This is a genomic window from Methanosarcina barkeri str. Wiesmoor (genome assembly GCF_000969985.1).
Classification (GTDB): domain Archaea; phylum Halobacteriota; class Methanosarcinia; order Methanosarcinales; family Methanosarcinaceae; genus Methanosarcina; species Methanosarcina barkeri_B.
Map to the genome: position 1 here is coordinate 2,933,692 of NZ_CP009526.1, position 24,699 is coordinate 2,958,390.

The following is a 24,699-nucleotide window of genomic DNA, read 5'->3' on the forward strand; positions in this document are numbered from 1 at the left end:
GGTCTATAAAATGTGGCTTAAATAATAACAAGGCTTAAACATCATAATAACGAAAAGCTAAAACATTATGTAAATTAAAAAAGGAGAATTAAAGAGAATTTCGATAAATCATAATGATATATCGGGAAATGAATGAGTTACCAAGATAAAGTACTCGAAATTCTCCTCTTGTTTTTATCAAGCCTGATCAATGACAGGGCTTTTAAAATAAAAGGTTTGTTTACTGCAGACGGTCTTAGTTTCCTGCACAATCTTGGTCGCAGATTACTATGCAGTCGTCAGGGAAGTCTCTTGCGAAATCATCATCGTTACAGTTCTCAGTACAGTTGTCACAGCATTCTTCTTTGCAATCCTGGCCACAAACATCTGCACATTCGTCACAGCAGTTTCCTGCGCATTCTGATCCGTTACAGTTCTCAGTACAGTTGTCACAGCATTCTCCTTTGCAATCCTGGCCGCAAACATCTGCACATTCGTCACAGCAGTTTCCTGCGCATTCTGACTCATTACAGTTTTCAGCACAGTTGTCACAGCATTCTCCTTTGCAATCCTGGCTACAAACATCTGCACATTCGTCACAGCAATTTCCTGCGCATTCTGACCCATTACAGTTCTCAGTACAGTTGTCACAGCATTCTCCTTTGCAATCCTGGCTACAAACATCTGCACATTCGTCACAGCAATTTCCTGCGCATTCTGACCCATTACAGTTCTCAGTACAGTTGTCACAGCATTCTCCTTTGCAATCCTGGCCACAAACATCTGCACATTCGTCACAGCAGTTTCCTGCGCATTCTGACCCATTACAGTTCTCAGTACAGTTGTCACAGCATTCTCCTTTGCAATCCTGGCCACAAACATCTGCACACTCATCATAGCAGCTTCCTTCACACTCGGCGTTGTCGCCGTTGCTATAGGATGAGATATATGTATAACTATAGTCAATAGATTCGGCAGTAGATTCCTTGGCTGGACATGCCGAAGCTGAAGAAATCCCTAATATCAATAACATTAATATAATAGAAACAGATGCCGTAATTTTCCATATTGACTTTCTGTTAAAATTCATTTTTTTCCTCCTGATATACTTCTATTTGTTGAGAATATCCGTAACATGGACTGACTGGATAAACTAATATATAAGCTTACTTTATTTTATGTACTGTTATAAAGCTCAAAAATGGAATTTAAAACTTTATAATGCTTTATTTTATATCCTGAAAGATGATACTATTATAATTTGTATGTAACTACACCTCTCGTTAGTTAAAAACCAAATGAAGGTCTTTTCGGAAAGTTATATCTCCTAAAAAGTTAATGTAGTTATTTATATTCAAAAAAGCCTGCTGGATTGTATTTTTTTTCACATATCTGCTTTATTAAAGTCCTATTTTTCTTTAAAATCTCTGATTTTATTTTTTTAATTAAAATATGAACTAATAGATATTATGTAGGTCACTATATTATTTAATCTGCATATTTTACCCTATGGAAGTGGAAAGTAAATCCTGTGTCGCGCTATTTAGTAACAACTTTAAATTTTATAGTTATACAGAAGGATATTTAACGATAGATTATGCCTGTATACTTAATATATAATAAATAAATAGACACATTTTAATAAAAATCGTTATCACTAATTTCATAATAGAGACAGAGATTATAAATATTAATCAATATCGTAAAAGAGGAAGGAAAAGTTACAATAAAAAATGTCTATACATTTACAGTACTATAATTTCCCTCTCACTCCCTTACTTTCTAAACCTTTTATTTTGATTTTTATTGTGTATGTTCCGAGATCCAGTTTCCTATAATTTCCAGAGCAGCCGGAGAAATTGTCTCTTCTATTTTTGAGTACTCTGATGGAGACCCCGTTTTAGCGGTCTGGAATAAATGGTTGAGACCTGGCAGTTCTTTAACTGTATAGTCTTTATTGCCTCCGGCCTTGAGAGCCTCATCTATAGCCTCGAGGTTTTCTTCAGGCGGGACCTGCAGGTCTTTTTCGCCAGCTATGGCGAGGACCGGACATTTTACTTTCATTAAGGTTGGCCTGGGATCATATGTAAGGAAAAAGCGCATCCATGGCAAGGTGAGTGATGTTACTTGAGCATCGATAACAGCCTCGGAATGGTCTGAACTTTCTATTTTCTGCTCGCTTGTATTCGCCATCTCGGCCCTTAGAATCTCACGAAGCTTTTCCTCAGCTGCTGTATTATTCTGTTCTTCTTTTACCACAGAATACATTTTTCTCAACAGGACTTCGTTATGCGCGATAGTTTCATTGTCAACCCCTTCTGCCCTGTAAATCAGGTCACTCTGGAGGTACGAAATCTCTTCTCCGGTAATTCCTTGACCAGCCATGAGTACAATGAATGCAACATCCGGAGACTTTACTGCTACCATAGGGGCAATTATCCCTCCCTCGCTATGCCCAATAAGTCCGATTCGACTTGAATCGATCTCCTTGCGGTTTTTAAGGTATTCAACTCCTGTGAGTACATCTCCAGCAAAGTCCTCAGTTGTAGCCTGTGACACGTTTCCGGTCGAACCTCCAACACCTCGATCATCTACCCGAAGCACGGCAATTCCCTGGCGCGTCAGATAGTCTGAAAGTACAAGGAACGGGCGATGCCCTGCAATTTCCTCATTCCGATTTTGCTGGCCTGAACCCGTTATGAGTATGGCTGCCGGGAAAGGCCCCTCTGACCGTGGAAGAGTTAACGTTCCTGCCAGCTTCACTCCTGCTTCTTTATTTTCATAAACAACTTCTTCTTCGGTATACGGATAAGGCTTTACAGGATCTTGTTCCCGGTGCATTTCAGGAACTTTCTCGACCCTTTCAAGCACAAGTGGAAACGCTGATCCTGCCTGCTTCCATTCTCCTTCTATGGTTTTGTTATTCTCCTTATATGTCCCTTCAAAACTTCCCTTTATGGATTTTACTCCAAGGTTCAGGTTACTATCTTTATAACTAACACTTTCAACAGGTATACCGCTTACTCCCTGATCAGGGGTGTCCATGCTAGCATTGACAGACCCATCAGGATTAGTAGAAATATTGAACACAATCCTTAACTCCAATCCACCTGGGACTGTTAAATTTCCCATCCAGATGCCCTCTATGTCCTTGAGATCTCCAGAACTCTCATTTTTCGAGTCATTTTTCGAGTCATTTAGTTGTGAAACTCTCTTGTTGTGACCCATCTGACTGCGAAGCACATCCGAGGCTCGCTATGGTAATGCTCAATAAAACAACATAAATTACAATTTTATATTTCATGATAACCTCTTTCTCTTATAGTTTTCATTTTACTTTTTATATTTATTTCTCCCCAGATTTATTTTTGAACATCTGGTCTCATAATTTTTCAACTTTTTTACCTAGATAAAATCCCATATATTAGAACCCATACAATCTAATTTTATTCACGGAGAAGAGTAGCTGATCTGATAATCTTCGCCGGCTATGTTCTCGATGAAATGATGGCGTTATTCCTGCCTCGATTATGGCGGAAGGAAAAGCATGTTAAAAAATAAATGAAAACTTATCTTCTGAGAATCAAAATTCTCAACCGATATAGATCGAAAAGGAAAACTTATTCGGGAAAAAATGAATTAAGTGGTTAAAAAGGAAAACTTATTCGAGAAAAAATGAAGTTAAATGGTCAAAAAGGAAAAACAGGTTTTAGACGATGAATATGGTTTTTGGGAATTTTTACCACATTATTTTTATTTTTGGTATGTTGTCTGATGTACTTGATGCCTTTTCCGCAAAATCAAAATTGAACTGGCTCATTTCGCTGCATTCACATTACTTTCGTTTTCTAGAGCCTCATTTTCTACATTTTTGTTTTCCAGAATTCCATATCCATTACTTTCATTCTCTGGAATCCCATTCTCCAAGTTTTTATTTTCCGAAGTTACATTCTCTGCACTTTCATTCCCTGCAGTACCATTGCCCACACCTGCATTGCCCACACTTGCATTGCCCACACCTGCATTGCCAACTTCACTGCTGTTATTGGTTTCTTTAATCAGGTCCTGTAGTTCTAGAGAATCATTCTCAGCCTTGTCTTCCAGATTAACTGAAGACAGGTTAGGTGAACCGCCACCACGAGATTTAGATGTCGGTAATTGCGGATTTGACGTATTTTTATCCCTCAGATACTGTACTCGAGAGTTTATATCTCCCCGGATTTCTAGCTGGATCCGGAAAGGAGGAAAATTCGTGTCATTGTTTTTTGAGATATTAAATGAAAGAAATGTTGGCTCCAAACCTGCTTTTGATAGGATAAAGAACCCTGCTATCAAAAACAGGAAAAAACAACAAGCATATTCTGCAATTTTTTTCTTTTTCCAGGTTTTATTCTTTTTCGAAGGCTCTTCCGGACTTTTTGGAAAATCGACACCTGACATGTCATCAAGATTAAAAACATCCTTGTATTCTTTTAGGCCTTTCTTTTGAACTCGTCCTATCGTTTCATCCATTTCCAAGTTTGCCTTTTTATCATGCGCTGCAGAAGCCAGGATTTTTCCGCCTTCGAATGTAAAATCAGGGTCAAGTTCTCCAGGGCCAGCCGAGATATTAGTCTGCGAAGGATAAAGGGACAGGGAAAGGCTGAAGCCCGGGAAGAAAATGGATTTTAACTTAAAAATCAAACCGGTAAGCAGGAAAATCCCATTTGAGAGGTTTGGGATCCAGACTGAAATCTCCTCCCTTGAGATAACCTTTTTCTCCAGACAATCTGGAAGATTTCCAGCGCTTTTCGGAGGAAAAAAGGAGAAAATATCTTCCTCTTTCCACAACCCAATTACTTGATACCGAATTGATTGCAGTCCTTCTGTTCGGTTTTTTGCATCCGCGTAAAATCTATTAATCCAGCCTGGGGATTCGGTGACAGCTTCTTTGGGAAAGCACTCTATAAATACGGCTCTTTCTTCTCTTCCTTTCCGGATTTTTACAAGGAGGCTGCACCCGAGAAGAAGCTCGCTTTCCCGGACTTCTACGTAAAGGGCACTTCTTTTAATGTCAAGCTGTTTTGCAAGTTCTGAATGTTCCCAGACTTCCTTAAATCTTCCACTACCCTGCAGTAGCCTCCCGCTTGAGCTGTAAACTGCAAAGTCGGAATGAGAATCCTCAAATTCAGAAGCCGAATCCTCATATTCAGAAGCCGAATCCTCATATTCAGAAGCCGAATTTTGCAATTTCACCCACTCCCCAGGGAAAAATCTGGGTGATTCCCTGTTGCTCCTCAGGCAAGCCCTTTGAAGCTTGGGAAGAAAGGGTTGCATCCACGCTCACGGTATAGAAATAAATGGGGACTCTTTTTGCAAGATTCTGGATTTCCCGGAATGTGTAAATTCTGTCAAGGAAGCTATAGATCTCGGCCTCAATCTCCCTGGCTTTTTCGGAATTGTCCGGAATTTCGGAAAGGTCTTTTAACTTATCCGTTTTAGTCAGCACAAGAGCATAGGACTTATCAGGCCCAAGCTGATCCATGAGTCGGAAATAATGCCCAAAAAGGGTTGTCAATTCTTTTCGGCCTTCTCCGTGATAATCCAGGATGTAATCCCCATCTACCAGAAAAATAACCTTCCCCGCAGTTTTCATTTTTTTATAGATGCAGGCCAGAATAAGATTATGAAATTGATCCCCGACTTCCTTTGAATATTTGTTTTTCAGCAGCTTAAGAAAACTTAGAGTACCTATCTGCCTATGAAGGGCTTCCACACTGAATTTAGATAGTTTTTCATTCCCAGATAGTTTTTCATTTCCAGATAGCTTTTCACTAAGGCTGCGGAGCGCTCGAGAGTACTTTTTCGGTTCCAGATCTTCGGTATACTCTCCACCATAGTCAATAAAAGTAAACTCTACTGGAAGTAAGCCATTCTTTTTTCCGTTAAGTTCATAAATTGCCAGGTCTGTACGGTCTGTACTTTTTGGAGTTATTCCGCTCTCAAGTCCGGAAAGCATAGATTCAATCCTTAGTTTTTTTTCGCTTTTCGTAGAGAGCTGCCAGACTTTTTCCTCTTCTCTATCGGAAGACAAAATAATTTCCCTGTGGGTTCCTTCATAAAAGTCCACAAAATGGCTATATAAGGCAAGCAGCAAAAGAGTCTTGCCTGAGCGCGAGGGTCCATAAACAAAGACCTCAGAAGCCTGAATGCCCCGAACGAAAGTTGTTGACATCAGAAGGAAAAAAACCGCCAGAAAAGCTATTCCAAGATTTTTCAGTTCTTCGGACTCAATTTCAAAAATCTGCCTTATCCCCTCGATTGAAAATGGGTACACGAACTCGAGAAGCCTTATAAGAAGGTAATAGCTGAGAACAAGAAAGAAAAATCGAGACCCTGACCTGGCATATCTGGCAAGTGAACTGAACTGGTTTCTGGAAAGGACCTGCAAAGCTAGCAGGCTTCCTGCAAGAAACCCCAGAACAAAGCCGTTTGTGCTTAAAAAATCATGCTGAGATAGAAGGTGGAGTACAGGCAAAAAGCCTGCAAACAAAAAAAGGCTTCCTCTCCTCGACTGCTCGTGCAGAGCTAGTCCAAAAGCGTTTGCAATCAGGAAGGCCGGGAAAAAACTCAGCCAGAAAATTCCAGGCCCTGAAATACTCGGAACTTCAATCCGTCCTCCATAAGTTATGAGAAGAAAGGATAAAAGCAGGATAAAACCTGCTGCAGGCAGTTCAGAGAGTAATTTCCAGTTTCCTTGAATCCTCATGATTCAATGCCTCTTTTATACTTTTTTCTTCGTATAGCCTGTTGATCCTTTCTCTAACATTTCCCCCTCTATTTTCCAGATTTGCCAGTTCTCCAGCCTCTCTAAGGTCCAGAAGTGCTTTTCGAGTAATGTATTTCCCTTCCTGGAGTTTCAGCACATGGTGAAGTACATTATCCTTATTGTTTTCATAGACTTCCCAGAAGCCGCCTCCAGCGGTCAGAGGAGAGATATTATCCAGAAAACCGGATGCAGAGAAGAAGGTGAGGGCAATATCCCATGGCCCTGTATGGTTGTGAGTTGCAAGTTTGGCATCATTGATGTTCTTTAAGGCAAGAGTCCCATTTATTTCATCTTTGATTGCATCGGCTATGCGTTCGCTTGTGAGCTGGCTTGAGATGTAGGATGACCTTGAGGAAACAACAAGAGCCGCTTTTCCGAAGTTCCAGCGTTCAGTCGTGCTGATAGGGATCATCAGGTTATGAACCCCGAGTTTATAGCTTTCAATCAGGTTCTTGTACGTGACCAGAATTTCCTCAATGAGTTTGTCAAGTTCGCATTTTCCACTATCATCCCAGTCAAGGTCAGTCATGTCGGAACTTGCATCAATCAGGGAGAGGATCTTCGGATTTATATCCCCAAACTTGGTCATATAGAGACTGATTGAGGTCTTGCCCCCAAGCCCGTGGAGGTTATTCATCCTGGTAACCTCCTCATAAAATTGTCCGTAATACCTGTTCAGGTCTCTCCGGTTTGCAAGAGTTTCTTCGGTCAGGGTTTCGACTTTTTCAATTAGGGCTGAAAGGGCATGTTTTTCCTGAAGGCTTTTTCCAAGCTCCAGTAATTCCGCTTCGACCCGACTAAATTTTCCGGAATAGTCTTCCTTTTGCAGGTTTTTTTCGGTCAGGATTTCTCTAAAAACGCTTCTCAGTTTGGGCCGGTCTCTGGACTTGAAACCCTGTTCAATTTCCTCAAGCTCAAAATCCTGAAGTTCCATCCCGGAAAACAGAGATTCGAGCACTTTACTCTTAAGTTCCTCAGATTTTCTGTTCAGGCGTTCGCTCAAAAAGCGCTCAGGAACCGAGAGTTCGAAGGGGCTGCTTATCTGGAGATACTCCCTTCCAGTACTCTTGATATATTCCTCTTTGTTTCGTTTCTTTGCTTCATAGTTCCTGAGGGACTTGGTCTTGTTTCCCTTTATTGCTACGAGGACTTTTTCTTTTATTCCGGCAGTTTCGAGCCGGTTGATTTTGTAGTCATAGAAATAATATAGTGCAATTGCTTCAAGAAGACTTCCTAGCTCTGTTAAATTCAGGTCAAGATCCCTGGAAAGCGTTTCAAGCTCTCTCTGAAGGTCAGGGACCCCGGCCAGGAGAAGCCAGCTGTCCTTATCCCCGCTTTTTATATTTCCTTCATTGAGATTGCAAAGAAACGCATCAATTTTTGTTTTCAGGTCATATTCGTGCTCCTGAAGTACCTTCAATTTCTCTTTCTGGTTGAAATATTCCTCAAGCTCCAGGTCGTTGTCGTTTAAGGCTTTGTCAACAGCTTTTTCAACCTGAATGTGAAGTTCATTAAGTAAATCCCGCTCATCCTGTCTCCTCTGGAGTTCGGCTTCTACTTCCAGAGTCTCTTCTTTTAAGCTTTTAGCTTTTGCATTCAACCTGTCCATAAAGGAAACAAGGTCCTGTTTTCCTTTCAGGACATTTATAAGCACGGACTCGACAGTTTCTTCTTCAATCCCTGCAGTCCGTTTAAATAGCCTTGCAGTTTCTTCTATGCCTGAGAGAGCTTCGGGAATCAATCTAAAGAGCACTTTGTCATTTTCATCTTTTAGCTCATCTTCCTTTACACTGAGAGTGAAGGTTTTTACCTTAGAAAGAAAACTCAGCATATCTTCGTAGTTATTTATTTTTTCGATACTGGTTTCAGCCGAAATGTTATTCTGGATAAAGAATTCAACCGCGCCCGGGCTCTGGTAGTTGAGAAGTTTTTCAATCTCGTTTTTCCAGACTTTTTCAACGTTTCCGTACTCCTTTTTGATATATTCGGAGTCCGCCCGCGTAGGAGGCATTTCCCTGAATAGGTCCTGGCTATCAAGCAGGGCTTTTACGCTTCTGTTAATTTCTTTTCGTGTTGCAGTAATCGCTTCGAGTTCCAGGATAACTTCTTCATACTGTTTTTTCAGGGCCTTTAGTTCGTCCACAGGGTATTCGATTACGTGGGCATCTGCAAAAACAAATGAGGAGTAAAGGCGTTTTGAGTCGCTCAGGTTGATGTCTCCTTTTTTAATGTGGAAGAAGTTCGTCAGTATGTGAGGGAACATGGAATCGAATTCGTGCACTTCTACCTTTGCCTCTTCCCCTTTTTTATATCCTGTAGGCCCAAGCGAGGTCAGGATTATGTGATTGAAAAGCCTCTCGTTCAGGTTAAGGTATTCAAGTTCGGTAAGGGCGATTGCAGCGTTTAACTGTTCTTTTTCGCCTTCTTTTGTTGTTGGAATTACCGCAAAGAGCCAGATCTGGCTGCTCTCTCCTTTAAGTGCCCTTATATACCTGGCAAGGTCAATGAACATCCCTGACCCTGTACCTCCCCCAAGCCCGACAATAAGGGCTGTGGTTCCTTTACTGGGAAAGGTAGGAAAACCACTTGCCTGCCCCTGGCTCAGGACTTTATAGAAAATAGCCTTTGAAATAGCCCTTCTCCGGTGTACGCCTCCGCCAAAGTCATCGATTAAAAAAGGGTCAATAGCTCTCAGTTCCTCAAAACTGAGCCCAAAGTCTCCTGAATCGTTCATCCACCAGGTTTTGACAAGTGGCTCAGACTTCCGGTCTTTTATTTTTTCTGCAACTTCCTGACTTGCCAGATCTGAAGTCTGGGTTATGTTTGCCAGGGAAGGCAGATAATAGTATTTGTATTCGATATTTCCCCCTGCTCCCATTTCCTGAATTCTGGATTTAACCTGTCTTCTGTACCATTCGTCATCAGCCCTTTCGTTGGCATCCGTATCCATTGTATAAACCCTGAGCCTTTTTCCGGGCACAAGGTAGCTGTCGAGTATCCAGTCATGCCTGCAGATCTCTTCACACAGACGTTTTCCACAGCCTCCAAGCCCCACAATCGTCAGGTCCATGGGAAGCTGCAGTGAAATATTTCCCCCTCTGTTCATTCTTCTTCCTCCGAATTTTTAAGTCTTACCCCGATTACAAATCCAAGCAGTGCAGTAACCAAGAACCCCAGGGCATACTTCCATTTCATGCTCGACGCGTCTGCTTTTTCCTGGAGCAGATAGTCTGCAAGTTCGTTCGATTCGTTGTGCAGCCCAAGGTCAAAGAAGGCCTGCAGCTTCATACCCAGGACAGGATCGGAAAATCCGTTCAATTTTTCCTTAAACTGTTGACTTTCTTCTTCGGTAGCAAGACTATCGGTCTTCTTTTCAATCAAATAATCTGCAAGCTTGTTTGCCTCAGTGACAAGCCCGCGGTCAAACATATCCTGAAGGTACATGCTTAAAAACGGGTCTTCGATTTGTGTTGCCTTTTTTTCGAAAGAATCAATGTCAGTAACTTCAATCGTGAACGTGCTTGTATCGCTTCCCTGAATGGCATTTCCTTTTTCATCGGTAGGCTTGATCCGATAATAGGCATACCCTGTCCTTTTAGGGTCGTACTTTACCAGTGTAAGTTTCTCATACTGCTGGACCTCAGTGACACCAGGCACCTGGCCGTATAGCTGGACAACGATTTTTTCCTTGTTATCTTTGACCGGAAGCTCAAAGTGGCTCTCATTGCTTTGAAGGTTCAGCTTCGTAAAATTATAGATTGGATTGTCGTCATATTTCTCCAGATCCGTATCAAAATACAGATAATCCGCAGCACTGGGAATGCCGCTTATCGTCAAAACGCAGCTTATCACCTGCTTTTCCTTAACCTCAGCCGGATGGTCTCCTTCCACGGTAACTTCAACTGCTGATACAGGCACTGTAAGCCATAAGAAAAAGAAACATAGTAAACATAGCGTAAGCGCACAGGCCGTGCGGCCTTTTCTCATACCTCATACCCCCTGTAAAAATGAGAATAATACGTTCTAATAACCCCACCTAATCTCTGCATATGTCAATAAATACTTATTTTTTGAATATTTTTGCAATGAAGGGTTAATAAAATCTTTATTTTGTAAATAAATCCACAGGGTTGTCTAATTAATTAAAACGTGGTTTCTATCCCAATTCCAAGTAACAACCGGTTTTTCTATTGTGAAAACAGTTCTTGAAAACCATTAGTTCTCCAAAAAGTTCTCCGAAAAGTTCTCCAAAAAAAATGAGTTTTAGAATGAGCGGCCTGGAATGAGTGAACTGATATCTTACCTATCTAGTGTCTTAGCAATTTAATTGTTGAGCATAATCTCGATAGCCTCTCATCAGAATACAATGATTTTGAGCTCATCAGATTATCAATAACTAAATTTTTATGACACTAATCCCGTATACATAAAAATAGAATAAATCAGAAGAAATAAACCAGAAGAAATAAACCCGGTTGTAGAGACCCTTAATTTACGGTAGATGATATGGAAAAGATTAGCTCCTTGATATTTGGCCCTGAAAATGGTTCGCTTACTCTTTAAAACCCCTTGTAACCAAACCGTTTCCAGGATGTAACCCTCTTTAGTTTCCTGGGGAACAATTTGTTCTTATACTCTCTTTAATCTTTCCCATACCTTTTCGTATTTTTCGTCTTACTCAGCATTCTTTGTTTTCGGTCCTCACGTTCAGGCATTTCGGAGAGGCTGCAGATCTTGCAGATCCTGCAGTTCTATTAAAACCTGCAAACACTTCTTAATACTCTCAGACATAAATAGTTATTTGTTAAGGAAGTAAGAAAACTAAAAGAAGTATATAATTCGTATTAGGGTGACATAGGGTAGTGATATATTTAGAACTTTAATTTACATTACTGTTAAATAATATATTACTTTATATCCCCCTTGAAATTCCCTAACTAAGCTTGCCAACTAAGCTTGATCTATAAAATCCAACTAAGTTTGATCTATAAAATCCAACTAAGTTTGATCTATAAAATCCAACTAAGTTTGATCTATAAAATAGAATTCCGGAAATAATTATAATCACTTAAATTCCGGCACCCTTAAAGCCTGAAGATTGCCTCTTATCTTTCCTGATTTCAATCTACAGGTCAGGCTCTTTTTACATTTCGAGTTATATCTTCTATAATGCCCTGGAAATGAGTAACTTCTCCTTCCTCGTTGCGCTGGATAAAGGTTTTTTCTTCAATCCAGCGGACGTCGGCAGTCTGAGTAAGAATTCGGTACTGGCGATTGAACTCCTTTCCTCCTTCTTCACAGTTTTCTTCAAGCTCAAGTTCCACAAGGAGCAGGTCTTCGGGATGAATAATCTTCCCATAAAGGATTTTTCCGGAAATGAAATCCTCGGGAGCATACCCGAACTGCCTGACATTCTCAGACACGTATAGCGTGGGCCAGTATTTTTCAGCTTTCCAGAGAAACACTACCATCGAGCTATTGTTAATTACGGTTTCAAGGACTTTTTGCCGCTCAAGGAGAGCTTTTTGTTTTTCCATGAGGGCTTTCTGGCTTTGAAGAGCATCCTTCAGAACCTTTTCATTTTTAATCTCCTGAGTAACATCCCTAACTATTCCCTGGAAATTTGCTACATTTCCGGTCTCATCACGCTGGATAAAGGTCTTTTCTTCTACCCATCGGACTTCCCCATTACCGGTAAGAACCCTGTACCGCTGTACAAAGCTGTCATTTCCAGCCTCGCAACATCGGGTAAGTTCTTTTCTAACTCTGTCTATATCCTCAGAATGGACTATGTCTGCATACATTATCCTTCCTGTAAGGAAATCTTCTGCGCTGTATTCAAGCTGGGTTACGTTTTCCGAAACGTACATGGCAGGCCATTTTTTATCCGGAACCCAGAGAAAAGCCATAACCGGACTGTTATTAATTACTTTTTCCAGAACTTGCTGTCTTTCCAGTGCTTCACCAAGAATCAGTTCGTCGCTTTCAGCCAGTTGATTGAATCCCATAAGCCGCTACCTCTCCAATAACCATTCCAGATCCAAAATCCTTTAACCGCCTCAGGTAATATACGCTTTTTAAATCCTTAAGCAATATATAATATATTTTGACATCTTATAAATCATGTCTTTCTGCACACAGGAGGAATGTTCTGAGTTCCAGACTACCAGCAGTAAATGAAAAAGAGACCTGGACAAAGGAAAAGTTCGGAAAGAAAACATCTGACATTATACAGCAGACCAGGGAAGAATATGGGAGATACTTCGGGATCTGTGGTTCATACCATAACCTTAAAGCCTGTATCTGCAAAAACTGCCCTTCTTATTCCGGCGGTGCGGGGATGTTTTGCTCCAGGGACAGGGGCAAACATCCGGAACAAGGACGAAAACAGGGCTGCCTCTGTGAAACCTGCGAACTTTTCAGGAAATTCCGACTTGAAGGAGAATACTTCTGCCTGAATGCCGAAAAACCGGAACTGTCCGAAGAAAAGCTTGAGTTTCTCCTGAAAAACTGCAAAAAAGTTCCTGAATCCAGCGGGAAGACCAGGTTCTGTGTAGTGGGAGAATTAAAAAAGTAAGTGACGAATTCAAAGTAAATGGATTCAAAGTAAATGGATTCAAAGTAAATGGATTCAAAGTATATTCACAGCATTTGGGATTTTTATTTGGAAAATCGTAGTCGTTTTCTAACCTGAACCCTATCATAGAAATTTCGACAAACAGCCTTTGTATTTTCATGTTGTTTCCAGTTCTATGCAGCTTTTCATCCCTGGTTGCAATACCCCTCTGGCGGAGTTAATCTGGTCTGACTTTTTTGCTTGCAAAAGCTGCCTTCCTTCCGGGAATCTCGCAGGTTTATTATTTCTCCAAAACAGACAGCTGGTGCGTTCCGGAAAAATACGAAGGCACTATTGCTCACCTGATAAAATTGACTAAAATTCCGTCTGTAAACGATGTGTCACAGGTTTTTGAACAAGTCCAGTAGAACTTATATGCAAATTGGGTAATAATCCAATGGTGCAATTGTTTCAATTGCATTCCGATATATCATAAATTTCAACATGATAGGAGGAGGCACCTTGAAAATATCAGTTGTGGAAAACGATAAACAGGAAGCGAGTTCAATATTCGAACCAGGATTCATTGCAGTATATGAGGAAGACGGCGGGGAATGGAAAGTTCTGACCCGTTTTGAAAATCAAGTTTGCAACGCGAAAGGTATGGCTGCGGTACGCACATCTGTAGCGGATACAATAAAACAGCTTGGGGACGTAAAAGTAATTGTTGCAAGTGAAATCCCAGGGATAGCGTCCGGGACTTTTCAAGCAGCGAGTTTTGACATATTCCTTGTGGAAGGTAACGTACTGGATCTTCTTGATTCAATCAAAAAAGAAATGCTTGAAACAATTGAGGAGCGTCAGAAAGAACCGCCCAAATTTGACATCACGCAGTTTCTGGAATCCGGTGTGAATAAAGGTGATTTTTCGATAAATATAGAGGACATCATGTTTAAAAATCCGGATTTGACTTCAAAGAAAATTCTGATCCCCTATCTGAAAAATGGGGAATTTAACAGACTGGATGTTATTTGCAGCCATATTCCAAAGTGGTTTGTCACAAATTTAAGTGCTATGGGGTTTGAATATGAAATCGTGAATGATTTACCGAATAGAAAAACCGTTAGAGTAGTACGTAGTCAAACTCCTCCATCGAAATAAAGGCCACACCTTTATAGAGAGGTCAAAATATAGGTAAACCTTATTATCATTTAAGGAAAGTAATAATTAATGGACGGAAGGGGAGCAGAAAGAGGACCTCTGCAACTGGACATAGGCATAGTTGTATCAGGGCTTGGAGGAAACTCCAATCAGGAAAGGAATCAATTCAATGGACTCGTTTCCTTTTTTGGTGTTGATTTTGGGCTATATATAGGACCATCATATAATCCGTTTCGGACTATAGGACCAAGTATCGGCATCGGTGTGGTCATAGGGTCTAATGGTTTTCTAGCTGCAAAATTAGGCATCCATTTTAGAAGAGCATTCGGTTTAGCTATGCTGTTTCCTATAGTTCCTATTTATGGTGTTACTGGAGCAAGCTTTTTAGCTGCACTGCCTGTTTCAGAAGGAGCTAAAGCCGTAGCAACTATTCCTTTACTGTTAGTGCCAGCAGCATTTGTATATCAGGGAAATCTCAAAGAATTACATAGACACGGAACCGAAACTATAAAGAAATTGAGATCACATTTTCCAGGAAAAAATATTAATTCGTAAAATTAAACCTGAATCCATTAAATCGGAATCTCGGAATTTATTAAACCTGGATCTGTTAAACCTGGATCTAAAACTAACGCCTTTGAAGCTTTCTCAATTCCTATCATTAGAAATCTTCTCACTTTTCCAGGTGCTGCCTCTTTAGAAAGCTTCTGGAAATCACAAACTTGGTGATTAAGGTATTACCCTGAACAGAGCGAAGATCTCTATTGTTGCATTAAACTAGTTATCTTTCCAGGATATTAACCATACTTTACTGCACTATGTCAATCCTCTTCACAATTATATTAATATTTGATGGATACATTTGCTGGATACGGCTGTTGGATGTATAATATTTAAAAATCTGCCTGTAATAGTATATTAGAGGATGGGGAAAGGATATTTTGAGGTACAGGATACAGGGAACAGACAGGAAACAGGCTTCTGAGCCACGTAAACGGTTTGACTTCATAGCGGCAATTTGACTTGTGATTACTGAAAACTTTCAGGAGCCAAATTAGCCTATAATAACAGACCTTGAAGGCAGAGAGCCAAATTAGCCTATAATAACAGACCTTAAAGACAGAGAGCCAAATTAGCCTGTAATAACAGACCTTGAAGACAGTCAAGGATCTGGACTTAGTGGAATAAGATTAACGAATTAAACAGGAGGATACTATGGACAGCACGACGGAAGTTCAGCCGCCTGTGCCGGTGGTCCGACGGAATGAATGGTTAAAAGTTCTAACCACAGCAGTAGTCTTCTACATTCTCTTACTGGTGGCCTTGCTGCTGACGAAGAACTCAAACCTTTTTCCAACCCTGGCAATGGTCGGCAGCTTTATGGTCCCTGTCGCTTATGTAGCTTTCATATACGAGCGCAGGCACCTCAGCCGTCTGACAATGCCAACGGTCTCCCTGGCTTTTATATATGGAGGGCTGCTGGGTATCATTGCTGCTGCTCTTCTAGAGCCATTTTTTATCAATCAGCTAGATCTGAGGGCAATTTTAAGAATAGGATTTATCGAAGAGTTTGCTAAAATCCTGGGAGTGCTGGTGATTGCACGCCGCAGACGGCACGATTCGGAAATGGACGGATTGATTCTGGGTGCGGCAGCAGGAATGGGATTTGCAGCCCTGGAAAGTAACGGTTACGCCTTTACGGCTCTCCTGGAAAGTCATGGGAGCATTTCGGCAACAGTGGAAGTGACCTTAATCCGCGGTCTGCTTGCTCCGCTGGGACATGGCACCTGGACCGCTATTTTAGCCAGTGTACTATTCCGAGAAAGCAAGAAGTGTAACTTCCGCGTTAACTGGCATGTAATTAATGCTTATCTGCTCGTTTCCATTCTACATGCAATGTGGGACGGGCTGCCCCTGGTAGTTTCTTCTATCTTTGGCCAGGGCTTAGGCGTGTTAATTGCTTGGGGTGCGATTGGTGCTGTTGGATTGTTTATCCTCTGGATACGCTGGCAAGAAGCAGTCAGGTTACAAATGGTTTCGCCGTCAGAAATTGAGGAAACATGTATCTAAAAAGAAGACTACGTGTAACCTCACACCCAAACTGATGTAAGTTTGAGTGAACTTTGGGACACAGAAAAGCGTTAAGTGGAGCATGAGGTGATCAATTGACAACTTAAGGTATTGACAAAAAAGCAATTATTGGCGTGATAGGCCTTGGGATCATGGGAAGTTCTTTTGCTTCGAACTTTCTATCACGAGGCTTACAATGTTCACGTATATAACAGGACTAAGGAAAAAGCTCAGCTACTTGTCGAAAAAGGCGCCGTTTTCCATTCTACGCCACAGGAGTTAGCTTCAGTAGCAGAGATTATTATGACCTGACTGATGAAGTTGCCGTTGACAGTGTAGCTTTTGGAAAAATATTTCTTGTGCATCGAAAAAACCTCTTTTTAAGTATCATTCATTATGATGAGTAATTTCTATTTGCTCTTTTTCCAGATAAGTTTCAGGATCAGAAACAGACTTTTTACAGGTTTTTTTGCTTCCAGAGGATTTGATGCAACCCATATGTAAAATTCGGTATTTTCGAACCCTGCTTTTAAATATGGAATTATTATATCCACCAGATCCTGTCTTGTATTCTGACTTTGACAGTATTTACTAATTGTTACTGAAATGCTGATTTCGTTCTTCAATGAATGGAATATTTCTCAATAGAATCCTTTTTTCCTGTATGTTATCAACGCATCCTCAAGTGTCAAATCCCTGTTTGATTTCAGGCAGAAAAATCCTTCTCTTCCATCAATTTCTCTTCCATTAATTTCTCTTCCATTAATTAGTGAAGCTTTCAGGAGTTCTATAGCTTTCTCGTCACTAAGCTCTTCTAGCTTAGTTCTAAAAGAGTAATCAATCTCAATCAACTCATTATTTACTCTGAATTTCTAAGGAAACCTTTTGTTGTTTATGACAGTTTTCTGAATCTCTTTTGCTTCCTGTAATTTCTTCATAACAGCTCTTGATTTTGCTTCTAGCTGTTTTTTCTGTAGAGACTCAGAGAAATAAAAGTACTTAATACTAATTCATTGGTCATCGGTTAAGGATTCATTTCCTTCTCATGTTACTCTTTTTGAATCAAGTTCTTTCATTTTTTACTCAAACCATTCATTTTTCTCAGTATTTTTCTCAGTATTTTTTTCAGTATTATTTAAGTAGATGCTACTACTTATTATTTCTAGGAACGGGAACGTATTCTCATAACTGTATTAACCAACCCAAGTATATACACCACCACACCCGTTCCGAAAAACGGTTTTCATCGTCACCTGGTATCAAACTCACCGGGTATCAAACTGCGTTTCATACTTTCAAAAAAAGGCAAGTTAGTGAACCACATTGGGCAGACTCTATATATATTGTAAACTCAAATAGTGGAAAATTGTTATCATGCCCTTATTTCGGAGGTTAATTTATCCATTTTAATATGACATCAGCATTACGAGCAGGTGCTTTAAGGTTCTGCTTTGCCGGGTATCCAAAGATCAGCGGTGCGATAAGCTTATGACCTTCTGGCACTTCGACCTCCTTCAGGAATTCCATATCGTAACCCAAACCTTCTGCAAGGCCTATCCAGCAGCTACCGATTCCTAAAGATCGGGCTGCAAGCATCATATTCTCAGCGGCTAGAGCACAGTCATGCTCATTGATAACATTGGGGGACGCAAACACTAAAATGAGAACAGGCGCTCCATAGAAGATTCGAGTTGCCGGTTTAGATAAATATTGCACAAATCTTACCAGATCTGGGTTTTCGGTATCTTTGTATGCAGCAAGGAAAGCTTTCTTAGCACGGTCATCATATTTCTCGATGAGCTGTTTATTTTTTATGACCACAAACCGCCATGGCTGCTTATTCACGGCTGTGGGGGCATATGTTCCCGCTCTTATAATCTCTTTGATTATTTCGTCGGAAACATCTTTATCAGAAAAATTGCGCACAGATCGGCGCTGGTAAATATTGTCTAACACGGCATTTGAAATCTTTTCTCCGATACTTGTGATATTGTCAGTCAAGAACTCACCATTAATAGAATAAAGAGAGAATCTATTTAATTGCTATCTCATATTGAGAAACAATGCTTACCGGAAAGAGTCTAAGAAAAAAGTAAAAAAGTTGAAAAAATAGTAAAATCGAATTTTGTAAACTATTCTTCGAGCCGATTCCAAAACTTCATTTAATCTAATTATTGCTGCTATCATTACAACTCCTAAATATAATGTCCCTTTAATTTCAGATCTTGAAAATACTTACTTGCACGACTTTATCCAACTAACGAGCCTTTCTACTATGCTTTTCTTTTTGTATTCTCCCTTATCAACCTTTATTGGTCTTTTTCTCTTCTTTTTCTTCCTATTTATTTTATTTACTGGTATATTCGTATTATAGCAACCGGTAAAACGGATATCTAGCAAAATTTTCCCTGATAAAGTCCTCACTTAATTAAATAATAAAAATGTAGCTATTCAGGAACCTTAAAATGAGTTAATTGATATCGATTTAGGCCTATAAGATCTATACAATTATAGATTTGTAGCAAAAATAAAAACGATATTAAGTAGTATCATTTACAAAATTTAATTAAATATATTGTACATAGCAAATCATATAAATTGGGATTCTTGATATTGATTATGGATAGCTGAATAGTTGCCAAAAAATTTCTGTATTCACGTAAAATTCTTGACAACTGTTCTTTTTGTTCTATGATAATGCCTTACATACAAGATACTTAGCGCAGGCATTAACAGGAAGAGTCCCATTAATCTTATGTTTGAGATTATCTCAGACCAGAAAAATTGAATCATAAGCTCATCGATCAATCCCAGCTTCATCTTAACCGTCTGCACGATTACCGGAATAGCAACACAAAGGAGTGGTAATAAAGCGATTAGTTTCATCTCTTTTGTGATCTTTGTCCTGTCATAATCTATTGAAGGCAATAAGTAAATGAGCAAACTGATCGGAAAAATGATAATGTAGGCTGTAAATTGAGGCAACTGGTTGTACGGAAAACCCATGTAGAATATTTTATTAGTTGTAGGGTAGATTGCAGTTTCCGCTAGTCTCTGAATTGGAAGCAGCAAGGCATAAACCAACGAAATGAGATTCATAGATCATAAATTTAGTATATCCAAACACAACTACCATAGTTTGATACACAGCGGCGATTAGAAAAGGTATGCAGCACAAAACCTTTCTAACATCCCTCCTGCTCTGAACAATATTCTGTCCAATAGAGACTAAGGGTACAAAAAATAGAACAAACATTCCTAGTGTTATCACCAAGGCGACTATGTCTAGACCAAAGGTAATTCCTGTCCCTATCGATATGCCCAATGTCAAAACAAAAATAGCAAGCCATATATGTTGCAGAATGAAAAGAAGAGCCTCTAAAGGCATCTTCTTCTTAACTTTTAAAATTAAATGGCTGATAAAATCCACTTAGGTCACCATTTGCTTTTGATCTATAGTAATATTTAATCCACTAGTTAATCCACTTCTCACGATTTTTGTAATTGTATGTATAATTTACTTATTATCAATCGTCTTTTTTTGAATCTAACACATACAGGAAAAAATAGTAGTAAAAAAAGGATGCCTTTAAAGGCATCTTCTTAAACATAAACACGATTTCAGATTATGTCAACCTTACATGATATAATCATACAGTCCATGGTTATATTTTGCAGTCTGTCGGACACACTGGGCAGTATAGTATGCCACATAAATATCTGTATCAAATGTCTGAGGATTATTATTTATTTTATCCCAAATATAATCAAAATACTGAGCACTAAAATCAGCGTTATCTTTAGTTGCCTGTTCTGGATCAGTCACAGTAATAGCTCGAGTATTGCTACTGACATACTCACCAAACTCATAAGTAGAGCCAGTATTCCACTCATCACAGATATAACCTTCATACAAATCATGATTATTACTGTTGAACAGATTATCCAAGAAATTCCCAATCTGATCAACTGCTCCAGATGAATGGAACGGATTGCCAGTATCCGACAAATAGTGACTGGCAAGTCCAAAATCGTGATGTGCATCAGCCATAAGTCCATTAGCAACCCAGATTTGCGCAGTACCTGCAAAACCGTCACATCTACCTGGTGCACCTCCTATATTCCAATCAGCATCCCAGTAATGATTATAGTACCTATATAACGGAAGCTCAAAGCCATCATCGTCTGGGTCGTCAGCTGCACTGCTAGCATAATTTCTATAGGCAGACCCGTCACAAGCATAATAAGCAAAATCTGGATGATTATCGGTTGCCCACTTTATCCCAACAACTGAATGTTCCCTTAAAGCCTCTTCTTCAATCATTGGACCTAACTCACTCATGAAAGCATAGTCGTCCTTTGTGATCTGATCCGGATACCTACCCCATATGTCTTGAAGTCCAGCTTTATACCTCTTTTTCTCCTTCTTAGAAACATCGAAATTATCAATATATGTCATTTTAATGGCTTGACTTTCAGGATCAGTAGCAGCAAAAGCAAGTCCTCTAAATGGCATACATTTAACTACATCCGGTAAAGAAGCCTGAAGTGCCAAGTAATCCGCAACTTTCTGCATTCCTTTTTCACCTATCTTAGCCTCCAAAGCTTCTATCTTTAACTGAGCAGCATCTTCAACTTGGATGGTTTGCTGTTTTTCGGTCGAAGCCATTGCTGATGGCATCAACATTATACCAACCATCAACATTGTTAAAACAATCATGCCTGTTCCAATTTTATTACGCTTCATGTTTTCACTCCGAAGTTATTTTCCCCTAGGAGGCAGAATCAGGCAAGCTTAAATATATGCAAAGCTAACTGGTAACCGCCTCTATGGCATCTGTTATGGAGTTCGTGTGAACCTGGAAAGTGCAGTTGAACTCCATAAACTACTTTTTATTAATTTGTTATAAATTTATGGGGTAAAGTATGAAATTATTCCATTCTCATATTATTTTGAATTAAAAAATTCTCTTTAATCTTTGATTGTTCGAGAGTCTATACAGAAAAAATATATAGGATGTAATGCCCCAACTCAGATTCAAAGATATATATAAAAAACAATATATGTAATCATAAATTCATCCATGTCTATGTTTAATCTAATTTATATTAAATATAGGCAGAAACTTCAAAAAATCATAATTTATGGTTTTGAGGACTTTTGTTTTAGTCCTTGAAAATCATGCTGGCATTTCTCTTTAGTATCGAGAAAGTCTTTGTTTTTCCTATATACAAGCTTTCTCAATGTATACATTGAAAAAGCCCAATCTTTCTCTTTTATATTTCTTATGCGGCCCGCAAATTAAATATACTCACTGAATATCTTAAGTACTTTATAATCAATTAATCAATAATGCAATAGCGCTTTTGTCATGAGCATCTGAATTTTTGCATATATTGACAAGCGGGTTAAAAATCTGCTCATCCCCCAAATTAGCGGTATCTTTCGTTTTCTCATTCTACAGGAGAGAGAAAATGAATCATTTTTTCTCTCTTCCTATAATTACGCTTTTGTCAGGCTCGCCGGTTTTTTACTCTTTCTTTGCTCGTAAGTTCTTCCTGCTAATTTTTCCTCTTTTCTCTTTTTCCTGACCCAGACTTTTTTTTATTATCTCGCTTGTTGGCTTTTTTCTTGTCCACACACTTCGCTTCACTTTTGGCTTATCTTCTTCCATTCTTTCTTCATCTTCATCAAGGGTTATTCCGAGCTTGGAATTTACGGAAGCCAAGGCTTTTCTAGCCTCGATATTGTCTGGATCTATCCGAAGGGCTCTTTCAAGAGCTCCGAGAGCTTCTCCATTTTTATCCAGGCTGGAAAAGGCCATACCTTTGCAGTACCAGGCGTCGGAAGAATCAGGCTTGATTGAAATCGCTTTACTGCAGGCTGCAATAGCTCTTTTGAATTTGCCGAGTTTGAGGTGGATAAGGCCTTTCCCTATCCAGTTCTTTGCATTATCAGGGTTTATTTTGAGAGCAGCGTCATAAGCTATCATGGCTTCCACGGGTCTGTCCAGGCTGTAGAGAGCAAAGCCTTTACCCACCAGGACTCTTGCAAGGTTCGGGTTAAGCTTAAGTGCAGCGTCATAGGCTTCTATAGCTTCTTCATATCGGCCCAGATCCGCAAGCACAGAACCTTTTGAGTGCCAGGCTCCTCCAAGCTTCGGATTTGATGAAAGGGCTTTTTCAGAGTCCCCTAGGGCTTTTTCGTGTTGCTTCAGCCTGCAAAGTACTGAAGTTTTGAGATTCCAGGCTTTATCGCTATCAGGTTTTATTTCAAGCAACCTGTCAAAAGCCTGTAACGCGTCTCCTTCCCTGTTGAGTTGCAGGAGCACAAAACCTTTTTCGTAAAGGTAGTGAGGGTTTTCAGGCTCGATTTCAAGGGCCTTTTTAATTGCCTTTAGGGAGTCACTGTACTTTCTGTGCTTTAGAAACACTGCTGCTTTGCCAGCCCAGGCTGCAGAATCCTCCGGGTTTTTCTCAAGGGCCTTTTCGTGTGCTGCAAGGGCTTTATTCAGGCGGTCATAGGCTGTCTCAGTGACTTTATCGGTTCTGCCTGTTCTCTTGCCTGTTTTGCCTGCTCCTTTGCCTGTTCCACCTGTTCCCTTGCCTTTTCCTCCTTTTCTGCCACTTTTACTTGTTTTGCCTGTCCCATCTGTTTTGTCTGTCTTGTTTGTCCTACCTGGTTTTCCTGTTCGTCCGCTTCTAGTTTTTTTAAAATCGTTTGCCATAATATCAGTTCCATGTGATTCGGTTTAGAATGATTATTCTTTGCAAAGAGAGTTCGGTACACACCCCAACTTCCCGGATAGGTGGTAGATTTTCCGGGAAATTTTATTTCAAACTCCATTCTCTTATTTCAATCTGATCCTGTTATATTTTAAGTTCAAGGTACTGGATTAAGGTTCTGGACTGTTTTACAGAAAGGAAGAACTCGCCCTTGAGTGCAAATTTATCTATTCATATCTTTTTTATTTAAATGGCGTTCATTATAATAAGATACTTGTCAACAGGGTAGTTATTATAAAGATAAACGTATGAATATACCGAGTACCTAGACACAGAAAAAGTGAATTGTGACTCGATAGAACAGGCCAGTAAAGCTATTTTGTAGATTTACAAAAACTATTACTTTACTTTATATGTCATAATCTCAAATAATCTATTTAAATGCCCCACAATCTTTTCTCCCTCTTCTCTCAACCTTTAAAACCTCCTCTTTTCGAACCCGGTGAGCCTCGTTTCTGGGACGACCCACACATCTCGAAAAGTATGCTCGAAGCCCACCTTAACCAAACCCATGACGGAGCTAGCCGAAGAAATGCTGAGATCGAAAAAACAATCCGCCACCTAATAACCTCAGGATTCCTGAAAACCGGAGACCAGGTACTTGATCTTGGCTGCGGGCCAGGACTGTACAGCAGCAAGCTATGTTTTGAAGGCATGAAAGTAACCGGCATCGACCTTTCCAGAAGGTCTATAGACTATGCGCGGGCTCAGGCTGAAAGAGATGGGCAGAATATCGATTATATCTATACAGACTTTTTCAATATCGATTATAAAGAGACTTTTGATGCCGTTCTTCAGGTCTATGGGGAAATCTGTACCTTTTCCGACGAAAAACGTGACCTGCTCCTGAACCTTGTTCATAGGGCACTTAAAGACAACGGAATTTTCATCTTTGACGTGTCCACTAGAGAGCTACGCATGCGGGAAGGACTCAAAAACAGGTGGTATTTCTCTGAAGGTGGGTTCTGGAGACCGGGAAAGCATCTTGTGCTGGAAGAAGGATTTGATTATCCGGAAAATGATACCTGGCTAAATCAGTATATAATAGTGGATGAAGATGGGACTGTAAAGGTTTACAGGCTATGGCTGCATGACTATTCCTTTGAAACTATAAGTCAGACTCTTGAAAATAATGGGTTTAGAGTTGAAAAGGCATGGAACAATCTCTCAGGAGAGCTATACCAGAAAGGCGGGGACTGGATAGCGATAGCTGCAAAGAAAGTATAGACGAATATGGAGAAGCATGCAGATATAAGCAAAGATAGTTATAAGCAAAGATAGCTATTGAGCAGGAAAATTGAGAAAATTAAAAAATGTTGAACTGCTTGAAATAGAGTAA

General features: G+C 39.9%; 18 protein-coding genes and 1 pseudogene. 7 read left to right on the forward strand and 12 right to left on the reverse strand.

Annotated elements, in window-relative coordinates:
* Window positions 1-267 precede the first annotated feature (267 nt).
* From MSBRW_RS12130 to MSBRW_RS12160, 7 genes are all read right to left on the reverse strand, one after another.
* Window positions 268-945, reverse strand: coding sequence for a hypothetical protein (locus MSBRW_RS12130; RefSeq protein ID WP_155398242.1), 678 nt, complete (start codon window positions 943-945; stop codon window positions 268-270).
* Between the two features lie 837 nt (window positions 946-1,782).
* Window positions 1,783-3,222, reverse strand: a complete 1,440-nt coding sequence (locus MSBRW_RS12135; RefSeq protein ID WP_230669731.1) for an alpha/beta hydrolase family protein — start codon at window positions 3,220-3,222, stop codon at window positions 1,783-1,785.
* 573 nt (window positions 3,223-3,795) lie between these two features.
* Window positions 3,796-5,214 carry a hypothetical protein gene (locus MSBRW_RS12140; RefSeq protein ID WP_155398243.1) on the reverse strand — a complete coding sequence of 473 codons (1,419 nt, stop codon included), beginning with the start codon at window positions 5,212-5,214 and terminating at the stop codon, window positions 3,796-3,798.
* Window positions 5,189-6,727 carry a hypothetical protein gene (locus MSBRW_RS12145; protein WP_011307434.1) on the reverse strand — a complete coding sequence of 513 codons (1,539 nt, stop codon included), beginning with the start codon at window positions 6,725-6,727 and terminating at the stop codon, window positions 5,189-5,191. The genes MSBRW_RS12140 and MSBRW_RS12145 overlap by 26 nt, the downstream gene beginning before the upstream one ends.
* Window positions 6,693-9,893: a tubulin-like doman-containing protein gene (locus MSBRW_RS12150; protein WP_011307433.1), complete on the reverse strand. Its 3,201-nt coding sequence runs from the start codon at window positions 9,891-9,893 to the stop codon at window positions 6,693-6,695. Before MSBRW_RS12150 ends, MSBRW_RS12145 begins: the two co-directional genes overlap by 35 nt.
* A complete protein-coding gene (locus MSBRW_RS12155) occupies window positions 9,890-10,774 on the reverse strand; it encodes a hypothetical protein (protein ID WP_011307432.1) in 885 nt (294 codons plus the stop codon). The genes MSBRW_RS12150 and MSBRW_RS12155 overlap by 4 nt, the downstream gene beginning before the upstream one ends.
* A gap of 1,145 nt (window positions 10,775-11,919) precedes the next feature.
* Window positions 11,920-12,795, reverse strand: coding sequence for a PAS domain-containing protein (locus tag MSBRW_RS12160; protein WP_011307431.1), 876 nt, complete (start codon window positions 12,793-12,795; stop codon window positions 11,920-11,922).
* 98 nt (window positions 12,796-12,893) lie between these two features.
* On the opposite strand from MSBRW_RS12160, the gene MSBRW_RS21310 reads away from it, so the two are divergent.
* From MSBRW_RS21310 to MSBRW_RS24315, 6 genes are all read left to right on the forward strand, one after another.
* Window positions 12,894-13,364, forward strand: a complete 471-nt coding sequence (locus MSBRW_RS21310; protein WP_230669734.1) for a DUF2769 domain-containing protein — start codon at window positions 12,894-12,896, stop codon at window positions 13,362-13,364.
* A 501-nt stretch (window positions 13,365-13,865) separates the two neighbouring features.
* Complete coding sequence (gene anfO / locus MSBRW_RS12170; protein ID WP_155398246.1) at window positions 13,866-14,504, forward strand: Fe-only nitrogenase accessory protein AnfO; 639 nt, start codon at window positions 13,866-13,868, stop codon at window positions 14,502-14,504.
* 69 nt (window positions 14,505-14,573) lie between these two features.
* Window positions 14,574-15,059, forward strand: a complete 486-nt coding sequence (locus tag MSBRW_RS12175; RefSeq protein ID WP_011307428.1) for a hypothetical protein — start codon at window positions 14,574-14,576, stop codon at window positions 15,057-15,059.
* Between the two features lie 690 nt (window positions 15,060-15,749).
* On the forward strand, window positions 15,750-16,574 hold the full coding sequence (locus MSBRW_RS12180) for a PrsW family intramembrane metalloprotease (RefSeq protein ID WP_230669736.1): 825 nt from the start codon (window positions 15,750-15,752) through the stop codon (window positions 16,572-16,574).
* Between the two features lie 110 nt (window positions 16,575-16,684).
* Window positions 16,685-16,786, forward strand: coding sequence for an NAD(P)-binding domain-containing protein (locus MSBRW_RS24310; RefSeq protein WP_155398456.1), 102 nt, complete (start codon window positions 16,685-16,687; stop codon window positions 16,784-16,786).
* On the forward strand, window positions 16,740-16,886 hold the full coding sequence (locus MSBRW_RS24315) for an NAD(P)-binding domain-containing protein (protein ID WP_011307426.1): 147 nt from the start codon (window positions 16,740-16,742) through the stop codon (window positions 16,884-16,886). Before MSBRW_RS24310 ends, MSBRW_RS24315 begins: the two co-directional genes overlap by 47 nt.
* A 332-nt stretch (window positions 16,887-17,218) precedes the next feature.
* Here the strand turns inward: MSBRW_RS24315 and MSBRW_RS22355 are convergent.
* The 5 genes and pseudogenes from MSBRW_RS22355 to MSBRW_RS12210 form a co-directional block, all read right to left on the reverse strand.
* Window positions 17,219-17,581 (reverse strand): annotated as a pseudogene (locus tag MSBRW_RS22355) (hypothetical protein); the annotation flags it as partial.
* 385 nt (window positions 17,582-17,966) lie between these two features.
* Window positions 17,967-18,575: a nitroreductase family protein gene (locus MSBRW_RS12195; protein ID WP_011307425.1), complete on the reverse strand. Its 609-nt coding sequence runs from the start codon at window positions 18,573-18,575 to the stop codon at window positions 17,967-17,969.
* A gap of 1,018 nt (window positions 18,576-19,593) precedes the next feature.
* Entirely contained in the window at window positions 19,594-20,004 is a 411-nt protein-coding gene (locus MSBRW_RS23525) for a hypothetical protein (RefSeq protein WP_011307423.1), read from the reverse strand.
* Between the two features lie 207 nt (window positions 20,005-20,211).
* Window positions 20,212-21,321, reverse strand: a complete 1,110-nt coding sequence (locus MSBRW_RS12205; protein ID WP_011307422.1) for a phospholipase C/P1 nuclease family protein — start codon at window positions 21,319-21,321, stop codon at window positions 20,212-20,214.
* A 784-nt stretch (window positions 21,322-22,105) separates the two neighbouring features.
* Window positions 22,106-23,302: a tetratricopeptide repeat protein gene (locus MSBRW_RS12210; RefSeq protein WP_011307421.1), complete on the reverse strand. Its 1,197-nt coding sequence runs from the start codon at window positions 23,300-23,302 to the stop codon at window positions 22,106-22,108.
* A gap of 439 nt (window positions 23,303-23,741) precedes the next feature.
* Between MSBRW_RS12210 and MSBRW_RS12215 the strand changes: the two genes are divergently transcribed.
* Window positions 23,742-24,587: a class I SAM-dependent methyltransferase gene (locus tag MSBRW_RS12215; protein ID WP_011307420.1), complete on the forward strand. Its 846-nt coding sequence runs from the start codon at window positions 23,742-23,744 to the stop codon at window positions 24,585-24,587.
* The last annotated feature ends 112 nt before the right edge of the window (window positions 24,588-24,699 follow it).